This window comes from Niabella sp. CPT15-335-S11 (assembly GCF_058792415.1).
In genome coordinates this window covers 32,452-59,421 of the sequence record NZ_JBYTEI010000006.1, presented here as the reverse complement: position 1 = coordinate 59,421, position 26,970 = coordinate 32,452, and the positions used below count along the sequence as shown (strand labels likewise).

Annotated in this window: 28 protein-coding genes and 1 pseudogene; 21 read left to right on the top strand and 8 right to left on the bottom strand. The window is 46.1% G+C overall.

The features are described from left to right. Positions 1-62: 62 nt before the first annotated feature. From AC3WS5_RS14350 to AC3WS5_RS14295, 12 genes and pseudogenes are all read left to right on the top strand, one after another. Positions 63-779: a Crp/Fnr family transcriptional regulator gene (locus AC3WS5_RS14350; protein ID WP_492468089.1), complete on the top strand. Its 717-nt coding sequence runs from the start codon at positions 63-65 to the stop codon at positions 777-779. Between the two features lie 226 nt (positions 780-1,005). After that, complete coding sequence (locus AC3WS5_RS14345) at positions 1,006-1,404, top strand: group III truncated hemoglobin (protein ID WP_492468088.1); 399 nt, start codon at positions 1,006-1,008, stop codon at positions 1,402-1,404. 97 nt (positions 1,405-1,501) lie between these two features. After that, on the top strand, positions 1,502-1,975 hold the full coding sequence (locus tag AC3WS5_RS14340; protein WP_492468087.1) for a hypothetical protein: 474 nt from the start codon (positions 1,502-1,504) through the stop codon (positions 1,973-1,975). Positions 1,976-2,014: 39 nt separating this feature from the next. After that, entirely contained in the window at positions 2,015-4,426 is a 2,412-nt protein-coding gene (locus AC3WS5_RS14335; protein ID WP_492468086.1) for a heavy metal translocating P-type ATPase, read from the top strand. Positions 4,427-4,501: 75 nt separating this feature from the next. After that, complete coding sequence (gene ccoS, locus AC3WS5_RS14330) at positions 4,502-4,660, top strand: cbb3-type cytochrome oxidase assembly protein CcoS (protein ID WP_492468085.1); 159 nt, start codon at positions 4,502-4,504, stop codon at positions 4,658-4,660. A gap of 9 nt (positions 4,661-4,669) precedes the next feature. Beyond that, positions 4,670-5,980: pseudogene (ccoN, locus tag AC3WS5_RS14325) on the top strand (cytochrome-c oxidase, cbb3-type subunit I); the annotation flags it as partial. Positions 5,981-6,013: 33 nt separating this feature from the next. Continuing rightward, positions 6,014-6,814, top strand: a complete 801-nt coding sequence (gene ccoO / locus AC3WS5_RS14320; protein WP_492468155.1) for a cytochrome-c oxidase, cbb3-type subunit II — start codon at positions 6,014-6,016, stop codon at positions 6,812-6,814. Beyond that, positions 6,814-6,981, top strand: coding sequence for a CcoQ/FixQ family Cbb3-type cytochrome c oxidase assembly chaperone (locus AC3WS5_RS14315; protein ID WP_492468084.1), 168 nt, complete (start codon positions 6,814-6,816; stop codon positions 6,979-6,981). Before ccoO ends, AC3WS5_RS14315 begins: the two co-directional genes overlap by 1 nt. Positions 6,982-6,991: 10 nt before the next feature. Next, positions 6,992-8,218 (top strand): cbb3-type cytochrome c oxidase N-terminal domain-containing protein, encoded by a 1,227-nt coding sequence (locus tag AC3WS5_RS14310; protein WP_492468083.1) that lies wholly within the window; start codon positions 6,992-6,994, stop codon positions 8,216-8,218. A gap of 9 nt (positions 8,219-8,227) precedes the next feature. After that, on the top strand, positions 8,228-9,652 hold the full coding sequence (ccoG, locus tag AC3WS5_RS14305; protein ID WP_492468082.1) for a cytochrome c oxidase accessory protein CcoG: 1,425 nt from the start codon (positions 8,228-8,230) through the stop codon (positions 9,650-9,652). An 84-nt stretch (positions 9,653-9,736) separates the two neighbouring features. Next, entirely contained in the window at positions 9,737-10,174 is a 438-nt protein-coding gene (locus tag AC3WS5_RS14300) for a FixH family protein (protein WP_492468081.1), read from the top strand. A 6-nt stretch (positions 10,175-10,180) separates the two neighbouring features. Further along, complete coding sequence (locus AC3WS5_RS14295; RefSeq protein ID WP_492468080.1) at positions 10,181-10,924, top strand: sulfite exporter TauE/SafE family protein; 744 nt, start codon at positions 10,181-10,183, stop codon at positions 10,922-10,924. Positions 10,925-10,985: 61 nt separating this feature from the next. On the opposite strand, the gene AC3WS5_RS14290 is transcribed toward AC3WS5_RS14295, so the two are convergent. Together AC3WS5_RS14290 and AC3WS5_RS14285 are read right to left on the bottom strand one after the other, a co-directional pair. Then, positions 10,986-11,423 (bottom strand): hypothetical protein, encoded by a 438-nt coding sequence (locus tag AC3WS5_RS14290; protein WP_492468079.1) that lies wholly within the window; start codon positions 11,421-11,423, stop codon positions 10,986-10,988. 249 nt (positions 11,424-11,672) lie between these two features. Then, entirely contained in the window at positions 11,673-12,545 is an 873-nt protein-coding gene (locus tag AC3WS5_RS14285) for a transglutaminase family protein (RefSeq protein ID WP_492468078.1), read from the bottom strand. A 163-nt stretch (positions 12,546-12,708) separates the two neighbouring features. Here AC3WS5_RS14285 and rarD point away from each other — a divergent pair, with 163 nt between their 5' ends. The 3 genes from rarD to AC3WS5_RS14270 all read left to right on the top strand — a co-directional run bounded on the left by rarD (position 12,709) and on the right by AC3WS5_RS14270 (position 14,964). Further along, positions 12,709-13,611, top strand: a complete 903-nt coding sequence (gene rarD / locus AC3WS5_RS14280) for an EamA family transporter RarD (protein WP_492468077.1) — start codon at positions 12,709-12,711, stop codon at positions 13,609-13,611. A gap of 158 nt (positions 13,612-13,769) precedes the next feature. Next, positions 13,770-14,450: an outer membrane beta-barrel protein gene (locus tag AC3WS5_RS14275; RefSeq protein ID WP_492468076.1), complete on the top strand. Its 681-nt coding sequence runs from the start codon at positions 13,770-13,772 to the stop codon at positions 14,448-14,450. A gap of 103 nt (positions 14,451-14,553) precedes the next feature. Next, the gene (locus AC3WS5_RS14270) at positions 14,554-14,964 is read left to right on the top strand and encodes a hypothetical protein (protein WP_492468075.1); all 411 of its coding nucleotides are present in this window, start codon (positions 14,554-14,556) and stop codon (positions 14,962-14,964) included. Between the two features lie 20 nt (positions 14,965-14,984). On the opposite strand, the gene rocD is transcribed toward AC3WS5_RS14270, so the two are convergent. The 4 genes from rocD to recF form a co-directional block, all read right to left on the bottom strand. Then, the gene (rocD, locus tag AC3WS5_RS14265; RefSeq protein ID WP_492468074.1) at positions 14,985-16,196 is read right to left on the bottom strand and encodes an ornithine--oxo-acid transaminase; all 1,212 of its coding nucleotides are present in this window, start codon (positions 16,194-16,196) and stop codon (positions 14,985-14,987) included. 231 nt (positions 16,197-16,427) lie between these two features. Further along, complete coding sequence (gene ispE, locus AC3WS5_RS14260; protein WP_492468073.1) at positions 16,428-17,246, bottom strand: 4-(cytidine 5'-diphospho)-2-C-methyl-D-erythritol kinase; 819 nt, start codon at positions 17,244-17,246, stop codon at positions 16,428-16,430. Positions 17,247-17,302: 56 nt separating this feature from the next. Continuing rightward, positions 17,303-17,908 carry a bifunctional nuclease family protein gene (locus AC3WS5_RS14255; RefSeq protein ID WP_492468072.1) on the bottom strand — a complete coding sequence of 202 codons (606 nt, stop codon included), beginning with the start codon at positions 17,906-17,908 and terminating at the stop codon, positions 17,303-17,305. An 82-nt stretch (positions 17,909-17,990) separates the two neighbouring features. Beyond that, positions 17,991-19,073 carry a DNA replication/repair protein RecF gene (gene recF, locus AC3WS5_RS14250; protein ID WP_492468071.1) on the bottom strand — a complete coding sequence of 361 codons (1,083 nt, stop codon included), beginning with the start codon at positions 19,071-19,073 and terminating at the stop codon, positions 17,991-17,993. Between the two features lie 238 nt (positions 19,074-19,311). Here recF and crcB point away from each other — a divergent pair, with 238 nt between their 5' ends. From crcB to AC3WS5_RS14225, 5 genes are all read left to right on the top strand, one after another. Beyond that, entirely contained in the window at positions 19,312-19,689 is a 378-nt protein-coding gene (crcB, locus tag AC3WS5_RS14245) for a fluoride efflux transporter CrcB (RefSeq protein ID WP_492468070.1), read from the top strand. 99 nt (positions 19,690-19,788) lie between these two features. Continuing rightward, on the top strand, positions 19,789-20,784 hold the full coding sequence (gene pdhA, locus AC3WS5_RS14240; RefSeq protein ID WP_492468069.1) for a pyruvate dehydrogenase (acetyl-transferring) E1 component subunit alpha: 996 nt from the start codon (positions 19,789-19,791) through the stop codon (positions 20,782-20,784). Positions 20,785-20,808: 24 nt separating this feature from the next. Then, positions 20,809-21,510 carry a tetratricopeptide repeat protein gene (locus AC3WS5_RS14235; protein WP_492468068.1) on the top strand — a complete coding sequence of 234 codons (702 nt, stop codon included), beginning with the start codon at positions 20,809-20,811 and terminating at the stop codon, positions 21,508-21,510. A gap of 1 nt (position 21,511) precedes the next feature. Next, complete coding sequence (gene ribH, locus AC3WS5_RS14230; protein ID WP_492468067.1) at positions 21,512-22,012, top strand: 6,7-dimethyl-8-ribityllumazine synthase; 501 nt, start codon at positions 21,512-21,514, stop codon at positions 22,010-22,012. A 115-nt stretch (positions 22,013-22,127) separates the two neighbouring features. Further along, positions 22,128-22,850 carry a (Fe-S)-binding protein gene (locus AC3WS5_RS14225; RefSeq protein ID WP_492468066.1) on the top strand — a complete coding sequence of 241 codons (723 nt, stop codon included), beginning with the start codon at positions 22,128-22,130 and terminating at the stop codon, positions 22,848-22,850. Between the two features lie 9 nt (positions 22,851-22,859). Here the strand turns inward: AC3WS5_RS14225 and AC3WS5_RS14220 are convergent, their stop codons facing one another. Beyond that, the gene (locus AC3WS5_RS14220) at positions 22,860-23,981 is read right to left on the bottom strand and encodes an NAD(P)/FAD-dependent oxidoreductase (protein ID WP_492468065.1); all 1,122 of its coding nucleotides are present in this window, start codon (positions 23,979-23,981) and stop codon (positions 22,860-22,862) included. Positions 23,982-24,107: 126 nt separating this feature from the next. Here AC3WS5_RS14220 and AC3WS5_RS14215 point away from each other — a divergent pair, with 126 nt between their 5' ends. Beyond that, positions 24,108-24,515 (top strand): EVE domain-containing protein, encoded by a 408-nt coding sequence (locus tag AC3WS5_RS14215; RefSeq protein WP_492468064.1) that lies wholly within the window; start codon positions 24,108-24,110, stop codon positions 24,513-24,515. 104 nt (positions 24,516-24,619) lie between these two features. Here AC3WS5_RS14215 and AC3WS5_RS14210 read toward each other — a convergent pair whose 3' ends face one another. After that, a complete protein-coding gene (locus tag AC3WS5_RS14210; protein ID WP_492468063.1) occupies positions 24,620-26,914 on the bottom strand; it encodes a GH92 family glycosyl hydrolase in 2,295 nt (764 codons plus the stop codon). Positions 26,915-26,970: the final 56 nt, after the last annotated feature.

Sequence of the window (26,970 nt, the reverse complement as noted above, 5' to 3'; positions counted from 1 at the left end):
GGCAAATCGCGTTATCTTTGCAGATAATTTGTTATTTAAGTATTGTAAACTATCAACAAACGGTGAATCTATCTACTCAATTTGGCGTGCACATTTGTAAAGCCTGTATTTTAGACAATTATCACCTGTTTTCCGATCTGTCGGAAACCGAACTGGAGGAACTCAACAAACACAAATCCTGCAGTTCGGCAAAAAAAGGCCAGATAATTTTTTCCGAGAATGGTCTGCCTATGGGATTATTCTGCATCAGCAAGGGAAAAATTAAGCTCAGTACGACAGGTCCGGACGGAAAAGAACAGATCCTCAGGTTGTCGAGAGACGGGGACATCCTGGGTTACAGGGCACTCTTGTCGAACGACCGCTATCATTGTACAGCCACAGCCATTGAAGACTGTGACTTTTGTTTTATTGAACGGGAGTTCTTCCTGGGCCTGGTTATCACCAATCCAAAATTGTGCACGGCTATTTTTAAACGGATCAGTGATGATCTGAAAAGTGCAGAGGAGCATATTGTTTCTCTTTCCCAAAAGAACGTACGGGAGCGAATGGCGGAAGCGTTATTGTTTTTTAAAGCTACTTACGGCTTTGAATCCGACGGGCTTACGTTGAATGTACAGTTTAGCCGCGAAGAAATCGCTGATTTTGTAGGTACTTCCACAGAAAGCGCAATCAGGTTGTTATCGGAGTTCAACCACGACCGGATCATCGAACTCAAAGGAAAAAAGATCCGGATCATCAATCTGGATAAGTTGGTCAGAACAGCTAATCTCCTGTACTAAATCTCAAAGCCCCGAATGGATGCAAGCCCCATCACTTCTGAGGCTACCCGGGGGAGTTGTCAACGTTTTGCTCCCGGCACTGCAGGTTATCAGTAGTTGGTATTTAACGGCTTCATAAACAAAAAAGTTTTTTTCCGAAAGCCGCGCTGTGTCTGTGAAAGCCTCCCGAAGTCCCGACCCAAAAAGTTGATCGTCGCCCTTTATGAATACCTGAATTTTTAAAATATTGAATACAATAAAATCCGATATAACGTCACTCCAGGATATCATTCACCTGGTAGATTCTTTTTACGGGAAGGTGAGGAACGATATGATACTGGGACCGGTTTTTGAGGAGAGGATTGGAGAAGACTGGTCTGTTCACCTGGATAAAATGTACCGCTTTTGGCAGACGATCCTCTTAGATTCCAAAACCTATTTTGGCAGTCCGTTTCCACCCCACGCTACGTTAGCTATAGGGGAGGCCCATTTTGAATCGTGGTTAAAGCTTTTTAATGAAACGGTAGATGATCATTTCGAAGGTGAAAAGGCTGATGAAGCGAAATGGCGCGCGGAAAAGATGGCGGCTATGTTCCTTAGCAAGCTGAATTATTTTAATGAAAATTCAGCAAAACCGCTGGTTTGAGCAGGAGGCCCGGAAAGTGATGAAAATCATATAAAAGATACCTATTAATCATTTTTTATAGAAAAGGATGAATAGAGATTTGTATAAAATTAAAAGTATGTCCCATACCTTGATAAATAAAGAACTTATCCTGGAAATAACCGGGCAGCTTTACCCAGAGATTGCGGCACAACTGAAAGCAGCTTCGGCGCTTAAAGAGTTACACGCCGAAGATCCTGGTTTTGAAAATACCTTCGATATTCTGAATGAACTCAAGAGTGAATTTATTTCCCTGAGCAACTATGAAATAAAATTACTTTTTCCGACCTTACTGAATGCAGCCGACTCAGGAACTATTACGGATGAGAATTGCTGTCATATTGCGGAGTTGCAGACTCTTTTGCGTAAAAAGGAAGATCATATCCGTGACCTGGTACTGGAGCTTGAGGTAGAATCGGAAAATCTGATTCCCGATAAAGAGAATAGAATTGTTGACCTGATCATTCTTTTCAGGCATAATTTTATCAAGTCGAAAGAGCTGCTGCATAAAAGCTTGTTGCAAATGCAGAGCGATAAATCTCAAATCAACTAACAAAGCCATCAGGAGGCTTTTTAAAGCAAAGATATTTCATTGAATAAGTCTTCTTCTGAAACCAAAATAGTTTGTTTTCACTGTGGAGATCCCTGCACCGGTGACAGGATCAGGCTGGAAGAAAAAGTGTTTTGCTGTGATGGCTGCAAAATGGTTTACGAACTTCTTAACCAGAAAGATCTCTGTAATTATTACGATCTGAATGCCAACCCCGGCGCTTCACAAAAAATTAAAGTCAGGGCAGATAAGTTCAGTTTTTTGGATGATCCATCCATCGTCAGAAAGTTAGTGGGATTCACCAGCGAACATCAGACACATGTCAGTCTGTACCTGCCGCAAATACATTGCAGCAGTTGCCTCTGGCTGCTGGAGAACCTTCATCGTATTAACCCCGGGATTATTTCCTCGAGGGTCAATTTTCCGCGAAAAGAAGTTTTTATAATTTTCGATCATTCGGAGACTAGTTTGCGCGGGGTGGTCGAAACCCTGGCCTCCGTGGGTTATGAACCTCATCTGAGCCTGCATAACCTGGGTGAAGCGAAGCCGGTCGTCAACCGCTCCAGGCTGTACAAGATCGGAATTGCGGGATTTTGCTTCGCGAACATCATGATGATGAGCCTGCCGGAATATTTTAGTTTTTGGGGCGGCATCCAGGATAAGATCGGTGCTGCTTTCCGATATATAAACCTGTTGCTGGCTTTACCCGTTTTTTTCTATTGCTCTACAGAATTCTTTGAGAGTGCCTGGAAAGGGTTACGTCACAGGGTGCTAAACATTGATGCGCCCATAGCCCTTGCTATTTTGCTGACGTTTGGCCGCAGCCTGTATGAAATGTTCGTGCTGAATAATAATCCCTATTTCGACAGCATGAGCGGGATCGTGTTTTTCATGCTGGTTGGCAGATGGGCGCAGGATAAGACACAGCAGGCTATTGCTTTTGACCGCGACTTTAAATCGTTTTTCCCGATTGCCGTAAATGTGAAAGGACCGGACGGTTTCAGAGCCGCGCCGATCGAAACAATTAAGGAGAACGATATCCTGGAAGTGTACAATAATGAACTGATCCCGGTTGATGCGATGCTATCCAAAGGCCGCGCAGAAATTGACTATAGTTTTGTAAGCGGAGAAAGCCTGCCGGTATTCCGCGAACCGGGTGAGTTGCTCTATGCCGGTGGCAGGCAGTTGGGAGAGAAAATTGAATTGATAGCTATTCGTAAAGTTTCGCAAAGCTACCTGACCAATTTATGGAACAGGGAAGTTTTTCACCAGGAGAAAAAGGAATCTTATTTCATACACCGGCTTAGCAATTATTTTACACTGATCGTTTTTCTGATTAGCGCCGCCAGCGCTGCCTGGTGGATCGGGGCAGGGGAATACCAGACCATGTGGAATGCACTGACCACCATCCTGATCATAGCCTGCCCATGCGCACTGTTGCTTTCATCCACGTTTACCAACGGTAATATTTTACGGATCCTGAGCCGTAACAAATGCTATCTCCGCCATCCGTCCGTGATCGAAGCGCTTGGATCAGCAAATCATATTGTCTTTGACAAGACCGGAACCATCACTTATAGCAAAAAACAAAAAGTTAGTTATACTGGAAAGCCGCTTGATGATGACCTGAAGCTGGTGATCGCATCGCTGGTGAATCAGTCCACTCATCCACTCAGCCGGGCTGTTCTGGATTACCTGGATATTGGCGAACCTGCTACGATCAGACATTTTAAAAATGTTCCGGGCAGTGGAATTGAAGGGTGGGTGCAGGAGAGGCATATTCGGATCGGCAGCGAATCTTTTGTCAAAAATCTGAAGCATCAGAATCCGCGTGGAAACGGGTCGGTGGTTTTTGTCAGGGCCGATCATGAAATTATCGGGAAGTTTTCGGTACTTAATTCATACCGTTTAGGTTTCAGCGACCTGATCGGCAGCATCAAACACCGCTACAGCGTTTCTGTTTTGAGCGGCGACAATGACCGGGAAGCAGAGACGCTCAGATCTGTACTACCTGACGGTTCCGGGATCCTGTTTAATCAGTCTCCCGACGAAAAATTGGAATACATTCGCTTTCTGCAGGAAGACCGGCAACAGCGCGTAGTGATGGTTGGCGATGGACTGAACGATGCCGGTGCACTGAAACAAAGTGATGTGGGCCTGGCCATCACGGAAGGCCACAACAATTTTACACCTGCGGCAGACGGGATCATCGATGCGACGGTTTTCAGCAGGCTTGATAGGATCCTGAATTTCGCCAGGGCAGGGAAGAAAATTATCTATGCAAGTTTTATCATTTCTGTCATATACAATATTGTTGGATTATACTTTGCTGTGCAGGGTTTGCTGGCGCCAGTTATTGCAGCCATCCTGATGCCCGCCAGCTCCATTTCGATCATCATCCTAACCTATGGCCTGAGCGAATTATTGGGGAAAAGAATGGGTTTGAAAACCTGACAAAAATCATATCTTTGTATTTATTCCTTTCCGTTAATTTCAATATCTACTGGAGTTAATTGTAGTAACATTATTATGAGCGTTATAATAATCACCGCACTGGTCAGTCTGTTAATCGCCGCTTGTTTTCTTGTGGCCCTGATCTGGAGCATGAAGGATGGCCAGTATGACGATGATTATTCGCCTGCACACCGGATTTTATTTGATAACGACACCAAAACAGATAATAAATAAATACAATGTATGGAATTACAGAGGTACACGATTGACAACAAATTACCGAAACTATTTGCAATCGCCACCATTACCTGGGGTGCAATTGGCATGCTGGTAGGAGTCACCATTGCCTTTCAGCTGGCTTTCCCAGCGCTGAATTTTGGTATTGAGTACACGACTTTTGGACGGTTAAGGCCCCTGCACACCAACGCAGTGATCTTTGCTTTTGTGGGAAACGGAATATTTACCGCCGTTTACTACTCCCTGCCCAGATTGCTAAAGACTTCAATGTGGAGCCCTTTGCTGGGCAAGCTTCATTTCTGGGGATGGCAGTTGATTATTGTGCTGGCAACTATTACCCTGGTGATGGGCTTTACCACGGCCAAGGAATATGCTGAGCTGGAATGACCGATCGATATTCTGATTACTATCGTATGGGTTATTTTCGGGATCAACATGATCGGCACGATCATGAATCGTCGTGAAAGACATTTGTACGTGGCTATCTGGTTCTTCCTCGCATCGTGGGTGACGGTGGCCATGCTTCATATCGTGAACTCCTTTGAGTTTCCGGTCTCCTTTTTCAAAAGTTATTCCTGGTACGCGGGTGTACAGGATGCTCTGGTACAGTGGTGGTACGGCCATAACGCTGTAGCGTTCTTCCTCACAACACCTTACTTGGGTCTGATGTATTATTTTCTGCCAAAGGCAGCGAACAGACCCATCTATTCCTACAGGCTTAGCATTGTACACTTCTGGTCGCTGATTTTTATCTATATCTGGGCCGGTCCGCACCACCTTCTGTATACGGCTTTGCCGGGTTGGGCACAGGCGCTCGGAACTACATTATCCATCATGCTGATCCTTCCCAGTTGGGGAGGTATGCTGAATGGCTTGTTCACACTTCGCGGCGCCTGGGACAAGGTGAGAGAAGATCCCGTGCTGAAATTTTATGTGCTGGCTGTAATTGCCTATGGTATGGCCACGTTTGAAGGCCCTATGATGTCCCTGAAGAATGTAAATGCCATTTCCCACTACAGTGACTGGACTATTGCCCACGTTCATATCGGAGCGCTGGGTTGGAATGGTTTCCTGACATTCGGGATGCTTTACTGGTTGTTTCCCCGCCTTTTTAAAACCAAACTTTATTCCACCCGCCTGGCAAGCAGCCACTTCCTGATTGGTACGCTTGGCATCGTTCTTTACGCTGTACCGATGTATTGGTCGGCTTTCCGGACTTATTTCATGATGTCGTCCTTTACGCCTGAAGGTCAGTTGCAGTATCAGTTCATGGATATCGTGCAGTCCATCATTCCGTTCTACATCCTGCGGGCCGTCGGTGGTACCATTTACCTTACAGGCGTGATCCTGATGATTTATAACCTATACAAAACGGCCAAACAGGGAAGTTTTGTTGAGGCAGAACAGGCTGAAGCGCCGGCGCTGGCTCCCAAATACGTGGCCCCGGCCGGTATGCACTGGCACTCGCTGATTGAAAGGAAGCCGTTGATGCTGCTGGTATTGAGTCTGATTGTTGTCGCCATCGGCGGTTTGGTTGAGATTGTTCCGACTTTTCTGATCAAGGAAAATATCCCCACTATTACCAGCGTTAAACCGTATACACCATTGGAACTGCAGGGACGTGACGTTTATATACAGGAAGGTTGTTATAACTGTCACTCACAGATGATCCGCCCGTTCCGGTATGAAGTAGCCCGTTATGGCGAGTATTCCAAAGCAGGAGAATTCGTTTACGATCATCCATTCCAGTGGGGCAGTAAGCGAACCGGCCCCGACCTCGCCAGAATTGGTGGAAAATATCCGGATAGCTGGCATTTCAATCACATGCTGGAACCGACGTCGATGTCGCCCGGCTCCGTGATGCCCCCTTATCCCTGGCTCTTTGAAAAGAAAATCGATATGGGATCCACGAAATCAAAGATCTATGCGATGCGTAAGATGGGAGTGCCTTATCAGCCAAACTATGAAGCTATTGCCAATGAAGATCTCAGCGCGCAAGCGGCGGAAATTGCGGCAAGTCTGAAGAAAGAAAAGATCGATATCAGCCCGGACAAACAGATCATCGCCCTGATCGCCTATTTACAAAGGGTGGGTAAGGATATCAAAGCCGAACCTAAATCCATTGATCAAATTACTCAAAACAATAAATAATGAAGTTTGTCAACTATCTTGAAAGAATATCCGGTGTGAGTGTATATCCTATGATTTCGCTCCTGATTTTCACAGTGCTGACTATCATCGTAGTGATCATCGCGCTGAAGACACCGGATGAAACGATCAGGAGAATGGAGAACCTTCCACTTGATAACGATAATTAAAACTCACGTGATGAGAAAGTTACAATCCGTACTTAAAAAAATATTCACTCTTTCGGGACTTTTACTATGGTTCATGGCTGTGCAGGCGCAAACAGCAACCCCCGCAGACAAACCGGTCAGCGAAGCGCCCGCAGGCAGCGCAGGTTTTGTTTTCGATGCCAATGCTGCTTTAATGCTTATGGCAGTGATCCTGCTTGCCGTTATCGTTGTCCTGATCTTCACGCTCAGATCTTCGATGGAATTATACAGATTTAAAAAGTTGCGCGAAAAGGAACAGCAGGGCGGGACCGGCAAAATGATCACCATGCTGTTGGTCTTCCTGTTCCTGGGGATGTTTAGCGTAGTGGCGCAGACTCCTGCGGCAGATGCCACCGCCACCACCGCTGCAGCTCCCGACCGTTTTTCATTTGTCAGTCTGCTGAGATACCTGTTGTTTTTTGTACTTGCCCTGGAGCTGGTGGCCATATTCGTGATCATCAGATGGATCCGGTTTTTTACCGGCATTGAAGCGTTGCAGGTTGAACATGCAAAGACGGGAGAAAAGAAGCAGTCTTTCAGCAAATGGTGGACAAAGTTCAACAAGTTTAAACCGATGGAGAAAGAAGAGGCCATTGTGATGGAACATGATTACGATGGGATCAAAGAGTTGGATAATGTACTGCCACCCTGGTTTACCTGGGCCTTTATTGCTTCTATTGTGTTTGGGATCGGGTATTTGTGGAGGTACCAATTTGCTGCTAACCCCGCGCCGGACCAGTATCAGGAGTACAATAATGCCGTGGTGGAAGCGAAGGTTAAACAAGAAGCTTACCTGAAATCAAAAGGAGGAGATGTAGATGAAACGAACGTGAAGATGCTGGGGGCAGACGAGATCGCAAAAGGTAAAACCCTGTTTGCCGCGAACTGTGTCGTTTGCCACGGTGATAAGGGACAAGGTGGCGTGGGCCCTAATTTAACGGATGATTATTGGCTCCATGGCGGGAGAATAAACGATGTTTTCAAAACTATTAAATACGGGGTTGTCGAAAAAGGCATGCAAAGCTGGAAAGATGTTTTCTCGGCTACACAGATTGCGGAGCTGGCCAGTTATATTATGTCTCTGCACGGAACAAATCCTCCGGGAGCTAAAGGACCACAGGGCGATTTGTTTAAAGATGCCGGGGGAGGGGGAGCTGCTACTCCGGGTGATTCAACTGCTACAGCGAAAGCTGCCACAGACGGCACGGTAAAAAAATAAGGGTAACAAATGAATAGTGACCTAAAAGGATCTCTCGCCGGCAAAGAAACAAATGTTGAAAGTTTCCGGGACCGGCACAGTAATACCAGCAAAGAAGGTAAGCGAAACTGGGTTTACGCGCTAAAACCAAAAGGCCGGTATTATAAATACCGAACATATCTTTCCTGGTTTTATCTGGCAATATTCCTGATCATGCCTTTCATTAAGGTTAATGGAATGCCCTTCTTAATGCTGAATTTTCCCGAAGGTAAATTCATCCTTTTTAGTAAGATTTTCTGGCCCAACGACTTTTTCATATTTGCGGTGGCTATGGTCGCGCTGATTGTATTCATCGCACTTTTTACGGTCATTTACGGCCGGCTGTTTTGCGGTTGGGTATGTCCGCAAACCGTTTTCATGGAATTCGTATTCCGGCCCATTGAATGGCTGATTGAAGGTTCTCCGGCACAACAAAAGAAGTTGAATGAAGCGCCCTGGACGGCATCTAAAATAACCAAGAAAGTAACCAAACAGGTGATCTTTTTTCTGATATCATTTTTGTTTGCGCATACGTTCCTCGCTTATATTCTGGGGCTGGATGAAATGGTCAAAATTATACATGAACCATTTGCAGAACATGTGGGTCTTTTCTTTGGTTTGGTCTTTTTCACGGGTATTTTTTATTTTGTTTTTTCATACCTCAGGGATATTGTTTGTACGACTATCTGCCCCTATGGGCGGATGCAGAGTGTCTTGTTCGACAAGGATACGATGCAGGTTTCTTACGATTACGGCAGGGGGGAACCCAGGGGAAAGATAACCCGAGGAAAAATTCAGGAGCTGGGTGACTGTATCGACTGCACCTTATGTGTGCAGGTGTGTCCCACCGGTATAGATATCAGAAATGGTGTGCAGATGGAATGTGTGGGTTGTACGGCTTGCATCGACGCCTGCGATGGCGTTATGCAAAAAATAAACCGCCCGACCGGCTTGATCCGGTTCGCATCTGAAAACGAAATCGAAAACCGCGAAAAGTTTCATTTCAACTTCCGGATGAAGGCTTATACGGGTATCCTCATCGCACTCACCCTGCTGATGACATTTCTGATCATTACCAGAAGCAGTATCGATACAAGCATTTCCAGGGTCCGGGGGCAACTATATCAGGAAGTAGGTAAGGATAGTCTCAGTAACTTATTCACAGCGAAGATTATCAACAAGACCAGGACCGACGTTCCCTACGAGTTCCGGCTGGAAAATGCAGCGGGGAAGGTACAAATGATCAACGCGCATAAAATGACTCTAAAGGCTGAATCGATCAATGACGCGTCTTTCTTCATCATTATGCCTAAAAGCGAAATCAGAAAAAGATCCACCGACATAAAGATCAGTGTGTACAGCAACGGAGAAAAACTTCAGACTGTAAAATCCAAATTCCTTGGACCATTTATTTAATATGATTATTCCTGCAACAGTTCTTTCGCGGCCGCACAGATCGGGTAAGAAAATCAAGGCAGGTACGAACTAAATATTTTTGATATGAATTGGGGTCATGGCGTTATCATTATCTTAATTTTCTTTTTCATTGGTTTGGGCATTATGGTGTTTGTATCCATGCGGCAGAACATTGAAATGGTAGATGATCATTACTACGACAAAGAGTTGAAATACCAGAAAATAATCGATGCGAAAAATAATCTGGCGCTCCTGAATGATTCGGTATTTGTCGCTGAGGACAGAGACGGTATTACCATAAAGATGCCTCAGGGCGCCCGTGAGGATATTTCGGGAGGTACGCTGGAGTTCCAGAGGCCGTCAGATAAGACACTGGATCGCGTTGTAGCGATTGAGGCTGATTCCTCCGGGTCACAGCTTTTGCCCAGAGCTGCGTTTAAAAATGGGGTTTATAGGTTGAGGGCAAGCTGGAAAAGCCGGGGTACTGAATATTTTTACGAGAAGGATGTTTTCATTAAATAAACAGTGATGTTCACCGGTTTCTTAATAGGTCTTTTGATTGGTGCGGGGGGGAGCTTTCACTGCCTGGGAATGTGCGGCCCTTTGGCTCTTTCACTGCCGTTGAATCATGCAAAACCCGTAGTTGCTTCCTTGTCGATCCTGCTGTACAACCTGGGAAGGGTGACTACCTACACCCTTGCGGGTATGCTGTTTGGCGCAATCGGCCATTCCATGGCACTTACCGGCTATCAGCAGTTTTTGTCTATTGGAATCGGCGTACTGATCCTTGCAGTCTTATTCTTTGGGAACAGGATAAAAACCAGGCCCGGTTTTTTGAACAGGTTTCACAATCTGGTTAAAATCAGATTGGGTAAACTGTTGCAGAAAGAAAAGAAAGCAGGTACTTTTTTTGTCATTGGCCTTGTCAACGGACTGCTTCCGTGCGGGCTGGTTTATCTGGCTATAGCTTCGGCCGTGGCCACGGGGAGCCTGCTTGAAGGGGGTGCACTGATGGCTGGCTTCGGGTTGGGAACTATACCATTGATGTTTACACTGATGATCGCAGGAAAATATATTTCAGCGGTGTTCAGACAAAAAATCCGGCAGTGGGTTCCGTTCCTCGTAGGGTTTATGGCTTGTCTGCTTATTGTCCGGGGGTTGGGCCTCGGTATTCCGTATATCAGTCCGGCCTTCGCTCAATCAAACAAACAGGAAGTCCAAAGCTGCTGTTCAAAAGATGCAGGCATAATGAAGCCTGCGCACAGCCATTGACCTTTATTTCACACGCATCCCAGCCAACAAATATCTGGATAAATTCACTAATTAGTGAATTTTACCTGACGGTTTTCGAAGTGGATTTGTCGGCTTTAGTAGTTGGTTTTTCCGATTGAGATACTGGCTTTTCTGTTTTCGCTGCGGGTTTCTCTGACCCGATCCTGTCCAGCTCTGCTGTCAGCTTATCCAGCAATCCGGTTGTGGCCACCATTAAACTTTCGAGATAGGGCTGACTAGCCTTCGCCAGTTTATCGGCTTTATTCTCGACTACGTTTTTCATTTTTGACGCCGCCTTCTCGGCAGCATCGGCTGCTTTCAGCAGGCTTTCATCCAATCTGTCAACCGGCTCCTTTGAAGCACCGGTCGTTTTGTTGTGCAGGGTGTCTGATTTTGCTGATTTATCGACGCTTGTTTTTTGATTATGCTGAGCGATAACTGAGGTGGAGATCAGGATAAAGAATATGCCAAATCCCAGAAATTTGATCATCGTTTTCATAAACTAAGTTTTATGCAAAATAGTAGACAGAATAGTGCCAAAATTCGTTGCATTCTGTTAAACCTGGCGTTGATATCGCGGTTGGTCAGATAAAAGATAGGGGGGAACCTGCTCTGTAAATTCAGGCACTGTAGCCCTGGAAACACTTTCCTAAAACCAGCGTTACAGGCGATCCCGACGGCTCAGCGATTGCGAACAGGTTTCTAAAATTTGGGTTAAAAAGTCGCGGCACCTGAAGAGACAAGTCGATCAGGCAGTGTCGTTTAAGAGGTTGATCAGCAGGTCCAGTTCTTCTTTCAAATACAGTTTCCCCGGATCGGTATAGCATTTCTTTAACTCTTTCAACTGTTTCTGAATGACCTGAACACTGGTGGCAGGGAAGAAGAATTCATCTTTTGATGCTATTTGCACCCGCTTTAAATAATTGTTAAGGTCATTGTACGTAAAAGCCTGCCCCGTCACCGGGTCAATGAAGAACTCAATATATTTTTGCGGATTTTCGTCAGTTTTTGCCAGGGATTTTCTAAAATATGCCAGGACAAACTGCCCTGGAATCGGGATTAGCTTCACTGGAATATCCAGTAGCTCGGCCAAAAGCAGATAAAGCACACCGATGCCGGTCTGGTTTCCCTTCTTTGTTTCCATGACCCTGGATACTAAAAAATCATCGGGACGATCGTATTGGTTATAGTCGCCTTTCAGCCCGAAATAATTATACAGGATACTTTTCATCACCTGGGTGATCTCCAGGGGGGTCAGGTAATTATTCAGTTCAAGCCAAATGTTCCGCTTAAGCCTCTCCACATCCCGGATAATCTTCTCTGAGTCAAGATCCGGATATAAGATTTTAGAAACCAGCAAGGTGCCCGGCATTAGTTCAGGTTCCGCGGAGCCCTTCCAGTTTAGAAATTCCACCCGCCTGGATTCGAAATGCAGGCGATGGATCAGCATTTCTATTCTGTGCTGCACCTGATCGTCCGGCGAGTTTTCCCACAAGTTTTCCAGGTTGGGGATAATAGGCGACCCGAACGATAATATCCGGCTGCTAACTACCTCAAACACCTCCTGATCAGGATCTTCAATCAGGTACAGCAAGGCATTTATCTCTTTTTGTGCGTTCACACCGGCAAATATAGCCCAACACAATACCCAGCAAAAAATAATAGTATCCACAGGGGTGAGTAAATTGAGGGTCTTATTTCAGGGTTGGACGCCGGCTTCCGAAGCCGTTGCAGGTGATCATGTTGTGACTGGAATTAAATTACCATAATTTTGCACCTGTTTTATGATACAGCAACCTGACAGGCAGCACTTCAAGAGCGGCTTATTTTACTCCATACTGGCCTATTTTATTTGGGGGATTTTTCCTCTCTACTGGAAAATGCTCACCCGGGTGCCTGCAGAACAAATCCTTGCACACCGGATTGTCTGGTCCTTTATTTTGCTCAGCTTAGTCATTCTGATTACCCGAGAAAAACATTTCCTGGAATACCTCCGGAATCCGAAGATCATGGGAATTTTGTTTACATCAGGTGTATTGATTGCCCTGAACTGGGGGACTTATATTTATGCAGTGAACAACGATCAGATTGTGGAAGCCAGCCTGGGATATTATATAAATCCGGTCGTCAATGTCATACTCGGCCTGATCTTCCTGAAAGAACGGTTGAGCCGCTTACAGGGACTTGCTTTGTTTTTTGGGTTGGCCGGTCTGACTTATCTAACGTTCAACGTGGGTAAAATACCGTTGATTTCTCTCGTCCTGGCCGTAACCTTCGGCCTGTATGCGCTTTTACGAAAGCAGGCATCGCTACGCTCTATGCCGGCGCTGACGATTGAGACGATGGTTATAACCCCCATCGCCTTATATTATTTGTGGCATGTGGATCAGGCCGGTACGGGTGCGTTCCTGCACCAGGGTTGGAAGCTGGATATCTTACTGATCCTGGCCGGCCCGGTCACAGCCATTCCATTGTTCCTGTTTGGAATGGCAGCGCCGAGGGTACCTCTCTCTACGCTGGGATTTATTCAGTATTTGTCGCCCAGTATCCAGCTTCTGATCGGGATCCTGATTTTTCATGAAAAGTTTAACCATGTTGACCTCATAAGTTTCTCGCTCGTTTGGGTGGGTTTGGGCATTTATACATTCAGTATCCTGCGTCAGCTAAAAAAGAATTCAGCCCGCTGAGCCTCAGATACGGTGGTGTCCTGCAATCCCTACTAAAACTGTTAATTATAGTTCGATTTTATTAACAAAAGACCCTGGTATGTGATACCGGTTTTTTTTTGGCATAGTATTTTATGGGCAATAGAATCTACAGTATTTGCTTAATTAAAACTTTGATTATGAAAATGAGATTTTTAACCATCGCGATGGTTTCGTTACTGGCAACCGGGTCTGTGAATGCACAAACCAGGTTTGGTGTAAAGGGAGGTTTTAACCTTGCGGGAATGACTTATAACTCAAGTGGGAATGTGGATAATAAAAACTCGCTGCCCACATTCCATGCGGGTCTGGCTGCAGATTTCCCCATTACTGAAATGTTTAGCATAAAGTCCGGACTTGAGCTTCAAAGTAAGGGTCTTAAATACGAAAACACCGTTGGCGGCGTTCATTATAAACAGACGTCTAATCCGCTTTACCTTGAGCTGCCTGTAAACTTTGCAGTCAATTTCCCGGTAGGTGACAAAACAAAGCTATACGTGGGTGGCGGACCTTATGCCGCAGTGGGAATTGGAGGGAAGAATAAGTGGGAATACAGTTCTGGGGGCGGTACTGCAAAAGGCAGCTCCACGATTCAGTGGGGGAATGATAATCCGGCGGCCGGTGATCCGGGAAGCAACGGGCAGTACAAAAGGTTCGACGCCGGCGCTAATGTAATTGGAGGATTGGATTTTGGAAAATTCGCGATTCACACGCAATACGGTCTGGGGCTGATTAATTCTTATCCGGGTACATCAAATTCCGGAAGCGACCGGAATAACCGGCACCGCGTATTTGGCGTTGGCGGAATACTGTACTTCTAAGCCAATAAACCAAAGGTAGGATCTATCCATGAAAGTGAAAGGCGCTTCCGTTTTGGAGGCGTCTTTATTTTGCAGTCTAAAAATCTGGCGTTACTTTGCGTATATGAACCGCTCACAATGGATTGCGCTGGTAGCCGGACTTAGCCTTGTCATGGCCTGTTTCATGCCCTGGGTTATTATCCGGGATCCATATATGATTATCTCGGGAATGGATCCGGCGGCATCACGATTCGGGAAGCCCGGTTTCACGCATTTTATATTGACCATCCTGCTCCTCATCTTCTCTTTTGTTCCGCGGCTCTGGGCCAAACGTATGAACCTGGTGATTGGAGCCCTGAACCTGGCCTGGGCAATCCGGAACTTTATGGTGATGAGCGGATGCGAGGGCGGGGAATGTCCGGAGAAGCAATGGGGATTATACCTCGCTTTGGCTGCGTCTGTGGCCCTGATGGTTTCCACATTCTTACCCGATCTGAACGTTGGGCAGGCCGATGATGATACTGATATAGATTAAACGCCAGCCGAATAACCCTGTTAGATTTCTGAAAGAGCCTGCCCGATGATTGCAATGCTTTCATCAATCTGGTCATCTGTTATACAAAGTGGGGGAGCCAGCCGGATCTTATTTCCATGGGTTGGTTTTGCTAATAACCCTTTTTCTTTAAGGGATAGACAAAGACTCCACGCCGCCTGCGGATCTTCGCTGCTGAGTTCAATAGCGTTCATAAGTCCCATTCCACGGACCTCTTTTATCTCTGGCGACGATAACTGCTCCAACCCCGCTCTGAACCGATCGCCCAGGCGAGAGGCGTTTTCTGCCATATGCTCCTCCTGGAGCACTTTCAGCGCTGTGAGTGAAACCGCTGCCGCCAGCGGATTTCCACCATAAGTGGATCCATGCTGACCGGGCTTTATAACCAGCATGATCTCGTTGTTCGCCAGGACTGCACTCACCGGCATCATGCCGCCACTGAGTGCCTTGCCCAGGAGAAGAATATCGGGTCTGATTCCCTCGTAATCGCAGCAGAGCATTTTTCCGGTACGGCAAAGTCCGGTCTGGATTTCGTCGGCAATGAACAATACTCCTTTTTCTTCACATCTTTTTTTTGCTCCGGCCAGGTATCCTGTCTCCGGTACAATCACACCGGCCTCTCCCTGGATAGGTTCGACCAGAAAGCCCGCAATATTCTTATCCTGCAGCGCCCGATCAAGCGCACCCAGGTCATTGTAAGGGATTCGCAGGAATCCCGGCATAAAAGGTCCAAAATTTCTTCGGGCTTCATCATCGCTGCTAAACGAGATGACCCCGGTGGTCCTGCCATGAAAATTCTGTTCGCAAACTATAATGATCGCTTCGTTCTCCGGCACTCCTTTAACCTCGTAGGCCCATTTCCGGCAAAGTTTGATAGCCGATTCAACGGCCTCCACGCCCGTATTCATGGGCAGTACCTTGTCATAACCGAAAAGTCTGGTGATATATTCTTCGAATTCTCCCAGTCTGTCATTATAGAACGCACGACTGGTGAGCGTAAGACGCCCGGCTTGTTGGATAAAAGTATCTATGATTGCGGGATGGCAATGTCCCTGGTTGACGGCCGAGTAAGCGCTCAGAAAATCATAGTACCGCTGCCCTTTTGTGTCCCAGACAAATACGCCTTTGCCGCGACTGATAACCACGGGTAGCGGATGATAGTTATGAGCGCCGTACCGCTCTTCTAATTCGAGATAGTAGTCACTTGTCTTCATGGCATGTTGTATTAAAAAAAATTATATGGGCGTAGTCAGCAATTGGGACGGCCAGTGAGCTATAAATCCACTGATTTGGAAGCGGAATTCGCGTTAATGATTCAGCCAGTCAGCATTGCGCTGCAGAAAAGGCAAGGACGCTATGGGAGTAAAACGAAATTGCATATACCTAAAGGTATAAATAAAATGGTCATAAACCAAATTTGTTCTGTGCAATTCAAGAAGATCGGTTTAATCCCCGCTATTAGTTATGCGGATATAATAATCTTTCGGGAAGGACAATTTAATCTCAAGGTCCTTTTTAAAGATCCCGTAGACAGAGCTTCCGGATCCGCTCATCATGGCAAAGGCTGCCCCGGCTTTATACAGTTCATTTCGGACGTTCGCAATTTCGGGGTATTTCTTAAATATAGGTTTTTCAAAATCGTTTTCCAGCAGGTCTTTCCATTCTTCAACCGGTCTGGTTAAGTGGTCCTGCCAGGTGTCCTGTGGCTTTCGGGGAGTTATCATGGCGAATGCCTCTGCCGTCGAAACGTGGATGCCGGGGTTAACAACAACAATTTGATAATCGTCTAAGTGAAGGTCAACCGGCTGCATGTTTTCACCGCGACCACTCGCGAAAGCGGGCTGGTTTAGCAGGAAAAAAGGACAATCACTCCCGAGCCGAAGAGCATAATCCTTCAACCGGTTTTCTGACAAGCCCAAATTGTATTTCTCATTGAGTGCCTTAAGGGCAAATGCCCCGTTGGCGCTACCTGCACCAAGCCCTGCGCCTGGTGGAATATTCTTCAACAGGTAAAAGTGAACGGGTGGCAGATCTGGAAAATCTTTTTTTAATAGCTGATAGCCTTTCCAAACGATGTTATCGTGGGGTTGACCCGGTATTGGTAGGCCAAATGTAGTCAGGGCGGTTTCGGAAGCGTCTGTAAGCTCCAGTACATCATTTACCGGAAGCGGAAAGAATAGGGTTTCAATATCATGATAGCCATCCTGACGTTTACCGGTGACGCGGAGGCCGATATTGATCTTGCAGTTGGAGAAAATTACCAATTCCTGGATTTAAAACGTAGGGGATTACTCAATTTTTTTTTTGCTGAACGGCTATTTTATTTTTTTCGCTTCCGGCTGTTGATCTCATCCCGGATGGCAATTGCTTTGATGTAATCCTCACTTTCCAAAACCTCATTCAGCAGTTTTTTTAACTCCTCCAGACTCATGCTTTTCAGATCATCCGTGCCGGGCACGGGTGTTGCAATTTCTATTTCTTCCTCTTCTTTCCCCGATTCAGGTGAATTACTTTTTTCATCCATCACGATGCCTGCAGCTTCCAGGATATTTTCATAGGTATAAATCGGGCATCCGAAACGTACCGCTAGCGCAATGGCATCGGAAGTCCGGCTGTCAATTTCGATTGTTTCGTGATCAGAGGTACAAACCAACTTGCTAAAGAATATACCCTCCTGCAGGTCGGAGATGATGATCTCGTGCAACTCAATCGAAAATGCGACCATAAAGTTTTTCATGAGATCATGTGTCAGCGGCCGGCTGGGATTCATTTTTTCCAGTGCAACGGCAATGGCCTGCGCTTCAAATCCGCCAATGACAATTGGCAGGCGCCTCAGGCCGTTTATCTCACCCAGCACTACCGCATAAGAATGCGTTTGCGTAATACTGTGTGACAATGCCACAATTTCCAGTTCAATTTTTTTCATACACCACTAAGGATTGCTACAAGGTTGAGATGAAAACAAAGATAAAGTATTTTTAGTCATTTGATTTTGAGGAACGGACACATTATAACTGAATTAGCTCATAAGATTCGTTCAGTCTCCCCAGTTGAGTCCTGATCCTTTCCTCATGTGTATCGGTGATAAATACCTGTCCTTCATTTTCAACGCAAACTTTGTGCAGTAATTTGTGAATGCGGTTTTCATCAAGTTTTTCAAATACATCATCCAGCAAAAGCAGGGGAGGAAACCCTTTCGCCGTGGTGAGAATTTCCAGTTCAGAAAATTTTAATGCGAACAACAGGCTCTTTCGCTGCCCCTGTGAAGCAATATTTTTAAGTAACTGGTTTCCCAGGTGAATAACCAGATCGTCACGGTGAATGCCGGTGGTGGTACGTTGCAGAATCAGATCTTTCTGTCTGTTGGCCATCAGCAGATCGTCAAAGGAATTTTCCAGCAGGTTGCTTTCGTACAGCAAAGAAAGATCCTCTTCCTGGCCCGCAATTTCGGTGTACAGCCTTTTAACCCTGGGCAGGAACGAGACCAGAAAATTCCTGCGTTTGTTAAAAATAGACATGCCCGGTGAAATAAGCTGCTCGTCCAGCACTTTTAATAATGATTCATCGGGAACGTTGGGTGGTGTGTTATTTTTGAGCAGGGAGTTTCGCTGCTGGAGGATTTTGTTGTAGTTTATCAGGTCTCTCAAATATCCGGAGTCCAGTTGAGACAGCAGCGCATCCAGAAAGGCTCTTCTCTTTTCACTGCCGCCTGTGATCAGGATGGCATCATCCGGCGCAATGACCACGCAGGGATACCTTCCGATGTGATCGGAGAAGCGAGTGTAAGATTCACTGTTGACAGAAAATTCTTTCTTTCCGTTTTCACGAAGCACGCATACGGCTGTCTCCTGGTTGTCTCCAAGTTCAAACTGCCCTTCAATCCTGAATCCGTTAGCTCCTTGAAGTACGTTGATAGCATCATTTACGCTAAAGTAGCTTTTTGTGAAGCAGAGATAGTGGATCGCATCGAGGACATTCGTTTTTCCTTTTCCATTGTTGCCGCAGATCACCACGATCCGGTCACCGAACCTGAACTGCCGGTTTGGGTAGTTCTTGAATTGAAAAAGGGATAAGGAATTCAACGTAAGCATCGGTCAAAAATATACAATGTGTTTATATTATAAACACCCTGTGGTATAATCCCTGGAATGTTCTTTTTTCGCTAGCTAGCCGGAAAGAATAAAAATGGACCCCGGTTAAAATCCGGAGGTGATAAATATTATCCTGATATTTTGCTTATTTTTACTTCCGGCTGTGGAGTTAGCCAAAACCGCTATGATAGCCAATAACTCCTGGGATTTTTCAGATCAAACAAAAGATTAGCAAAAAATGATCAGGCTGCTATTGGCAATCGGAACGGGAAGTTTTCTTGGAGGCATTGCCAGGTTTCTGTTATCGCGATACATTCAACAGGCTGTGGTGTCGTCCTTTCCGTATGGAACTTTGGTGGTGAACCTGTTGGGATGCTTTATTATCGGGCTTCTTTATGGAATTTTTGATCGGGGAAACCTTGGTCACCCAGAATGGAGGATGTTCCTCACGGTTGGATTTTGTGGCGGATTTACGACTTTTTCAACCTTTGCCAATGAAAACTTTTCACTGTTGAAAGATGGGGAGATCCTTCAGGCGGCAGTCTATGCAGCGCTGAGTCTGTTTTTGGGGATTCTGGCTACTTATCTTGGTAATGTAATGATAAAAATTTTGTAACCATGGATGAAAACAGCCGTACCGGAGAGCTGAAGTTCTATATAAGCAATTCCTGATTCTCCTGTTTTTCCCTTACTTTTGCTACTCAAAATTTAAGTTGTGGCAACGAAATTTTCAAGAGAAACCTACCTGTACTGGTATGAACTGATGGAACTGATTCGTCAGTTTGAATTGACGGCGGAAGAAAAGTATAAAATGGAAGGCAAGATCCGGGGCTTTTTTCACGCCTATGTTGGCCAGGAAGCCATTGCAGCCGGTTGTATGACCGCTACAAAGCCGGAAGATCTGTTCATTACCGGCTACCGCGATCATGGTCTGGCTATTGCCAAGGGAATATCGGTTGACAGTTGTATGGCCGAACTCTACGGGAAAGCTACCGGGTGCGCCAAAGGAAAGGGTGGAAGTATGCACTTTTTTGGTAAAGCGGAGAACTTCTACGGCGGGCATGGGATTGTTGCGGCGCAAATTGGCACAGGCACAGGTCTCGCATTTGCCGAGAATTACAAAGGAACCGATAATGTAGTGCTTTGCTTTTTTGGGGATGGTGCAGCCAGGCAGGGAATCCTGCATGAAAGCTTTAATCTTGCCATGCTTTGGAATCTGCCGATCGTGTATATCTGCGAAAATAACAATTACGCGATGGGTACATCTGTGAAGCGGACTTCCAACGTTACCGAAATTTATAAATTGGGCGCCGGTTATAATATGCACGCCGAGCAGGTGGATGGTATGCACGCGGAAGCCGTTCATGAAGCCGTGGCTAAGGCTGTGAAAAGAGCGCGCGAAAAAGGCGGGCCCACCTTGCTGGAGGTTGTCACTTACCGGTACAAGGGCCATTCAATCAGCGACCCTCAAAAATATCGTACCAAGGACGAGGTGGAAGAGTACAAGTCCAAAGATCCCATCCTGCAAATCAGGAGCTATATACTTGAAAACCAACTGGCCACCGAGGAAGAATTAAAGGAAATTGACAAGCGGTGTGAAGATTCCGTATTAGCATCCGTAAAATTCGCGGATGAAAGCCCGATCCCTGATGACGATGAAGTGCTGAAGGATATTTATGTAGATCAGAATTATCCGTTCATAACAGACTAACTAAAATAAACTGAATTAAGAAAAATGGCAGCTCAACATAAGCCCCACCACGCCGAAGTGGAAAAAGATCACGGTGCGGAGATAATTGATCAGGCGAGAGTGTTCTGGTCTAAAAATGGAAAAACGGCTTCTATCGTATTAGGGTTGCTCATCCTGGTGGTAGCAGGCTATTTCGGGTACAGGCATTATATTACCGGCCCGAAGGAACAGGAAGCGCTGGACAAAAGCTTCAAGGCAGAAGAATATTACCGGATGGATTCAGTTGCATTGGCGCTGAACGGAGACGGTGTTAATCCCGGGTTTATCAGGATAGCGGAAAAGTACAGTGGAACGCCATCCGGAAACCTCGCCCGGTTTTACGCTGGAGTGTGCCTCATTAAGCTCAACCAGAATGATAAGGCGGTGAAGTATCTGAAAGATTTTGAGACCAGCTCCAAACCTGTGCAGCAAAGGGCCTATAAATTGTTGGGCGATGCCTACGGTGATATGGGTAAACCTGCTGAAGCTTTTGACTACTACAAAAAAGCGGCACACTATTTTGAGGAAGATCAGATGGCGACGGCCGATGCCTTGTTTAGCGCGGGTTATCTGGCGCAGCATATGCTGAACAAACCCGATGAGGCTATCACATTATACAAAGAACTGAAGGAAAAATATCCTCGGACTCCCCAGGGTTTTGGGGTAGACAAGTACCTGGCTCAGTTGGGCGTTTACAATGCGAAGTAAGATGGCAACAGAAGGAAATATTAATTTATTACAAATTGATAAGGGCATTCTTAAAAAGGATGCCTTTGTTGTGATTGTAAAAACCGAGTGGAACGCAGCTATTGTAGATGAGCTTGAAGCAGGATGCAGGCGTGTTTTGGAAGAGTTTGGCGTGAAAAACCTTACCCTGGTTGTGCCGGGAGCGGTGGAGATCCCCTTTGCCATTAAGCGTCATTGGGATAAGTCATGGGATAGCGGCTCTGTTCCTGATGCCTATATTGCCTTTGGTTGTGTCATTCGCGGAGGTACCCCCCATTTTGATTATGTATGCCGGATGGTGACCGATGGTATCCTGCAACTGAACCTGAACCTCCAGGCGCCGGTTATCTTTGGCGTGCTCACCGTGGATAACGAGGAGCAGGCACGGGAAAGGATCGGGGGAAAACATGGGCATAAAGGTGAAGAGGCTGCGATAACTGCCCTGAAAATGATCCCCCAAGAAGAGTCCTTCGAAAAGTTATAGGTCAGGGAACAATTTCCGGCGAATGAATCCGGTATGATTTTTTGTGTAGACAGGCACCCGTCTGGATAATGATATGATCTGTGAAGTATGACGGGATCTGCAAAAAATTTGAGATATGTACAACGTCCATCTGTTTATACCCTGTTTTGTCGACCAGTTATATCCGGAAACGGGGTTCAATATGATCAGGATCCTTGAGAAATTCGGATGTAACGTTATTTATAAGGAACAGCAGACCTGTTGCGGCCAGCCTGCCTTCAACGCAGGGTTCTGGGAAGAGGCGAAACCGGTCTGTACCAAGTTTATTGAAGATTTTAAGGATGCTGAATACGTGGTTGCTCCCAGCGCCAGTTGTGTGGGTTTTGTCCGGAATTATTATGGGAAGATGTATGATAATTCATCGATGCATAATGTGGTCAAAGCCCTGGGTGCCAAAACCTTTGAGTTTACCGAGTTCCTGCTGAAAATTTTGAAGGTCAAAGACACCGGCGCCACACTGGAGGGTATTGCAACTTACCATGATAGCTGTGCGGCATTGCGGGAATGCCGGATAAAACAGGGACCCCGCCAATTACTGGAAAACGTGAAGGGGCTTGAACTAAAAGAATTGGAAGATAACGAGACCTGCTGCGGGTTTGGTGGAACCTTTGCTGTAAAATTTCCCGGTATTTCCGTGGGGATGGGTGAACAAAAAGTGGAGAATGCTATGGCAACCGGAGCTTCCTACCTCGTTAGTACGGATTTGTCCTGCCTGATGCATTTACAAGGATATATAGACGGAAAAGGATATGCGTTAAAAACCATGCATATCGCGGATGTGCTGGCCAGTGGATGGTGACGATGATCTCTAGACCACAAGATCCGCCGCAACCATTTTTCCGATTGTTGGGGCCAGCGCAACACCCATACCACTTAACCTGACAGCGCAGCGGGTTCTGGGTGATAATTTTTTGATGATTGGAAATTTATCCCCGCCGGTCGCCATAATACCAGCCCATCGGTGGGTGATCTTCGGCTTCTGCCCGGGAAGAACTACCTGCGTCAGAAACTCTTCAAGCTGGTGCTGAATGCGGTTAGTAGTTACCTCGTCAAAAGTATATTCCGTTTCAAAAGAGCTGTTCCGGGCGCCTCCCAGCAGGATCCGGTCGCCCAGATTCCGGAAATAATAATAGCCCTCATCAAAATGAAATACGCCGTCAATTTTCAGATCAGGAACGGGTTCGGTCAGGAGGACCTGCCCACGCGCAGGAGTGATATCCATTTCCGGGAACATTTTTTTGATATAGGCGTTGGTACATAGGATCAGTTGCCTGGCCCTCCATTTTTTTTTATGGCTGGTATGTATCGTAACCCATTCATCCGTTTCCTCGTAATCCCTGATATCGCACCCATAGAGGATCTGCACGCCTGATGAGCATAGCATTTGCGCCAATGTCCGGAGCAGTTTTCCGCTGTGGAGACCTCCCTCAAAACGATTTTCAACAAGATGACCTACCCCGGCGAACCCAAATGTTTCAATGAGATTATCCCTGGCGGTAAAAGTCTCGATGGCTTTAGTCACCGGATATAACAATGAATTAATTTTTGTCAATTCATCTAGCAGGGTAGGATCATTCAGTAATTCAAATCCGCCGCTAATCTGGTAATCAATCAGCGACTGCGGAAAATATTGCCTGATCATTTTCAGGCCTTCAAACCGCCACTGAACTAAACGCATGGAATGCTCAGGTCCCATCGTCTTCATATCCGCAAGAATTTCCGACAGGCTTCCGAAACAGGCAAAACCGGCATTTCTGGAGGAAGCGCCTGCCGGGAACATCCCCCGCTCGAGGATGCAGATCTTCTTGTCGGGAAATTTTTGTTTGAGATGAAAAGCAACCCATAGACCGGTGAAACCCGCTCCGGCAATGATGAAATCCTGCGGTGCATAGAAACTTTGCTCTTCCCATATGCTCACCTGTTGCATCATATTGAGAATTGTTTATTATTTTTATAAATCCGGCAAGGATTGGTTTCTACCTATTGTGCAAGATAATGCGTATCGATTACTCTTTGCTGGTTATTTCGGTCGGTTTACTTCAAATTAAAAAGTAGTATGGCATATTGGCTCATTAAATCCGAACCTTCAGCGTATAGCTGGGATCAGTTAGTAAAAGATAAAAAAACCACCTGGGACGGTGTCCGAAATTACGCTGCCCGGTTAAATCTCCAGGCGATGAAAAATGGCGATCTCGCCTTCTTTTACCATAGTAATGAAGGTACCGAAATTGTAGGGATCGCCAAAATTGTAGGCGAGGCTCATCAGGACCCCACCACCGATGATGAACGCTGGATAGCCGTGGATGTTGCGCCGGTGAAAAAACTGAAAACAACGGTCACACTAAATCAGATCAAAAATGAACCCAGCCTTCAGCAAATGGACCTGGTCAGGCTGGGGCGATTATCCGTTCAGAAGGTCAAACCCGAAGAATGGGAATTGGTCCTGCGCATGTCGGGCAAATGATTGTACAAAGACGGCTCAACGCGCATCGCCGTTCCAGTGCAACCTGTTGGACGGCAAGTCTGAAAGGACCTGTACCGGTATCCGGATTGAAAAGTATCGGCGTTTCAATAAACCCGGTTGGATATGGGCTTGTTGGCTCTGGCAGTACCGAATGTCGAGGGCTTATCTCCCATATAAATATTCAGACTGCCACCGCGCACCAGTTCTTTGTGGGTGATGAAGGCGCGGGTATGAGGTTTGCCATTCAGCGTAATGCGCTGGATATATTTATTTTTTTCTGAATTATTGATTACCTTAATATTCATTTTCTTGTTACCCTGCAGTGAGAGGGTAGCGCTGTTGATCAGCGGCGATCCAAAGACGTAGGCCCCGTTCGACGGATTGACGGAGTAAAAACCCAGTGCCGAAAGGATATACCAGGCCGACATCTGCCCCACATCCTCATTGCCGCAAAGCCCGTCGTTCTTATCGGTATAAAATTCTTTAGCGATCTGGCGCACCCAGTTCGCTGTTTTCCAGGGCTGGCCCGCATAAGCATACAAATATATAATATGATGCCCTGGTTCGTTACCCTGGGCGTAGTTGCCAATGAGTCCACTGATGTCCGGTGAACTTTCCTTGTCAAACTGAGCCGGTACAACAAACAGCGAATCCAGTTTGCTGATGAACCGCTGCTCGCTTCCAAACAGGGAGATCAGTCCCTCCACGTCCTGGGGAACCAGCCAGGTGTACTGCCAGGCGTTGCCTTCGGTGTAGTCATCATCCCTGTGTTTGGATTCAAACGGACTGAATGGCGTCCGCCAGGAACCATCTGACATCTTTCCCCGCATGAATTCAACAGACGGATCAAAATATTTCTGATATAATTTAGCACGCTTGCTAAAGTATTCAAAATCTTCCTGGTGACCTAAAGCTCTGGCCATTTGTGCAATGGCCCAGTCGTCAATCGCATATTCCAGTGCCTTGGCAACCGATTCCTTCACTTTATCGCCTGGTATATACTGAAGTTTTTGAATATAATCGATTCCTTCAGTTTTTTGCATCGCTGATTGTTTGATTGCTTCATAGGCCAGATTCACATCGTACCCCCGGAATCCCTTCAGGTATGCATCCACAATGACCGGCACAGCGTGATATCCAACCATCGTGTTGGTTTCATTACCCATCAGATGCCAGACCGGAAGTTTGCCCTGCTGCTTGTAAATATGCAGCATGGTATTGATGATGTCGTTAACTTTTTCGGGATGGAGGATGGTGTACAGGGGATGGTAAGCCCGGTAGGTATCCCAGAGCGAGAATGTGGTATAATTGGTAAAGCTGTTGTCTTTGTAAATCTTCTTATCTGAACCGCGATAGCTGTGGTCCACATCGCCGAACAGGGACGGCGCTATCATGGTGTGGTACAGCGCAGTATAGAAGACCCGCATGGTTGAAGGATCTGCTGCAATACGAACCCGTGAAAGTTCGCGATTCCATTTTTCATCCGCTTTTTTCACCGTTCCTGCAAAATCCCAGCCGGGTAGTTCGGCTGCCATATTTTTTTTCGCGTTCTCAATACTCACGGGTGAAATGCCCACTTTTATTCTCAGTTGATTTCCTTTCACCCGGCCCAGCCCGACAGAAGCTTTGATCCGCTTGCCCTTTCCGGAACTGCCGTTCAGGAGGGCTGTGCTGTCAAATACCGATAAGCTCTCAATCGGCTGTGATAATTCCATATAAAAAAACAACCGCTGATCATTTGCCCAACCTTTTGAGAACCGATAGCCGCCGATTGATTTATTGTCAATTTTATATATATAAGTTTCCATCGGCTGGTCCCAGCCAATGCCTTCATTCAGATCGATGATCACGTGCGGGTTATTGGCATTTGCCGGAAAACGGTACTGATGAAAACCTACCCGTTCAGTTGCTGTCAGTTCCGCCAGGATCTGGTATTTGTCCAGCAGCACGCTGTAGTAGCCGGGTCTTACTTTTTCGTTTTTATGAGAAAATGTAGACAGGTACCCGTTTTGAAGATCATTTTTATTACCTCTTCTGATCTCTGTTTTTCCCGTTGCGGGCATGATGAGTATATCACCCAGATCGCCGATGCCCGTGCCGCTGAGATGGGTATGTGCAAATCCGATGATATTATTGCTTGAATAATGATAACCACTGCACCAGTCCCATCCCTCAAAAATATTGTTGGGGCCCAATTGCACTGCGCCGAAGGGAACATTCGCACCCACGAACACGTGACCATGTGCAGCGCTCCCGATCATTGGGTCCACAAATTGCGTCAGGCGCTGATTTTGAGCAGACACCTGCGTGAAGATCATCAAAGAAAAAAATAGTACGAGACTAAACTGAAAACGACTTGATGTACTGAAGTAGTGCTGAGAAATTTTGTTGAGGTTCATTTTTTATTAAAGCATTTAGGTTTCCGGCAAAGCTAAGAAACAGATAGAGTATTGAA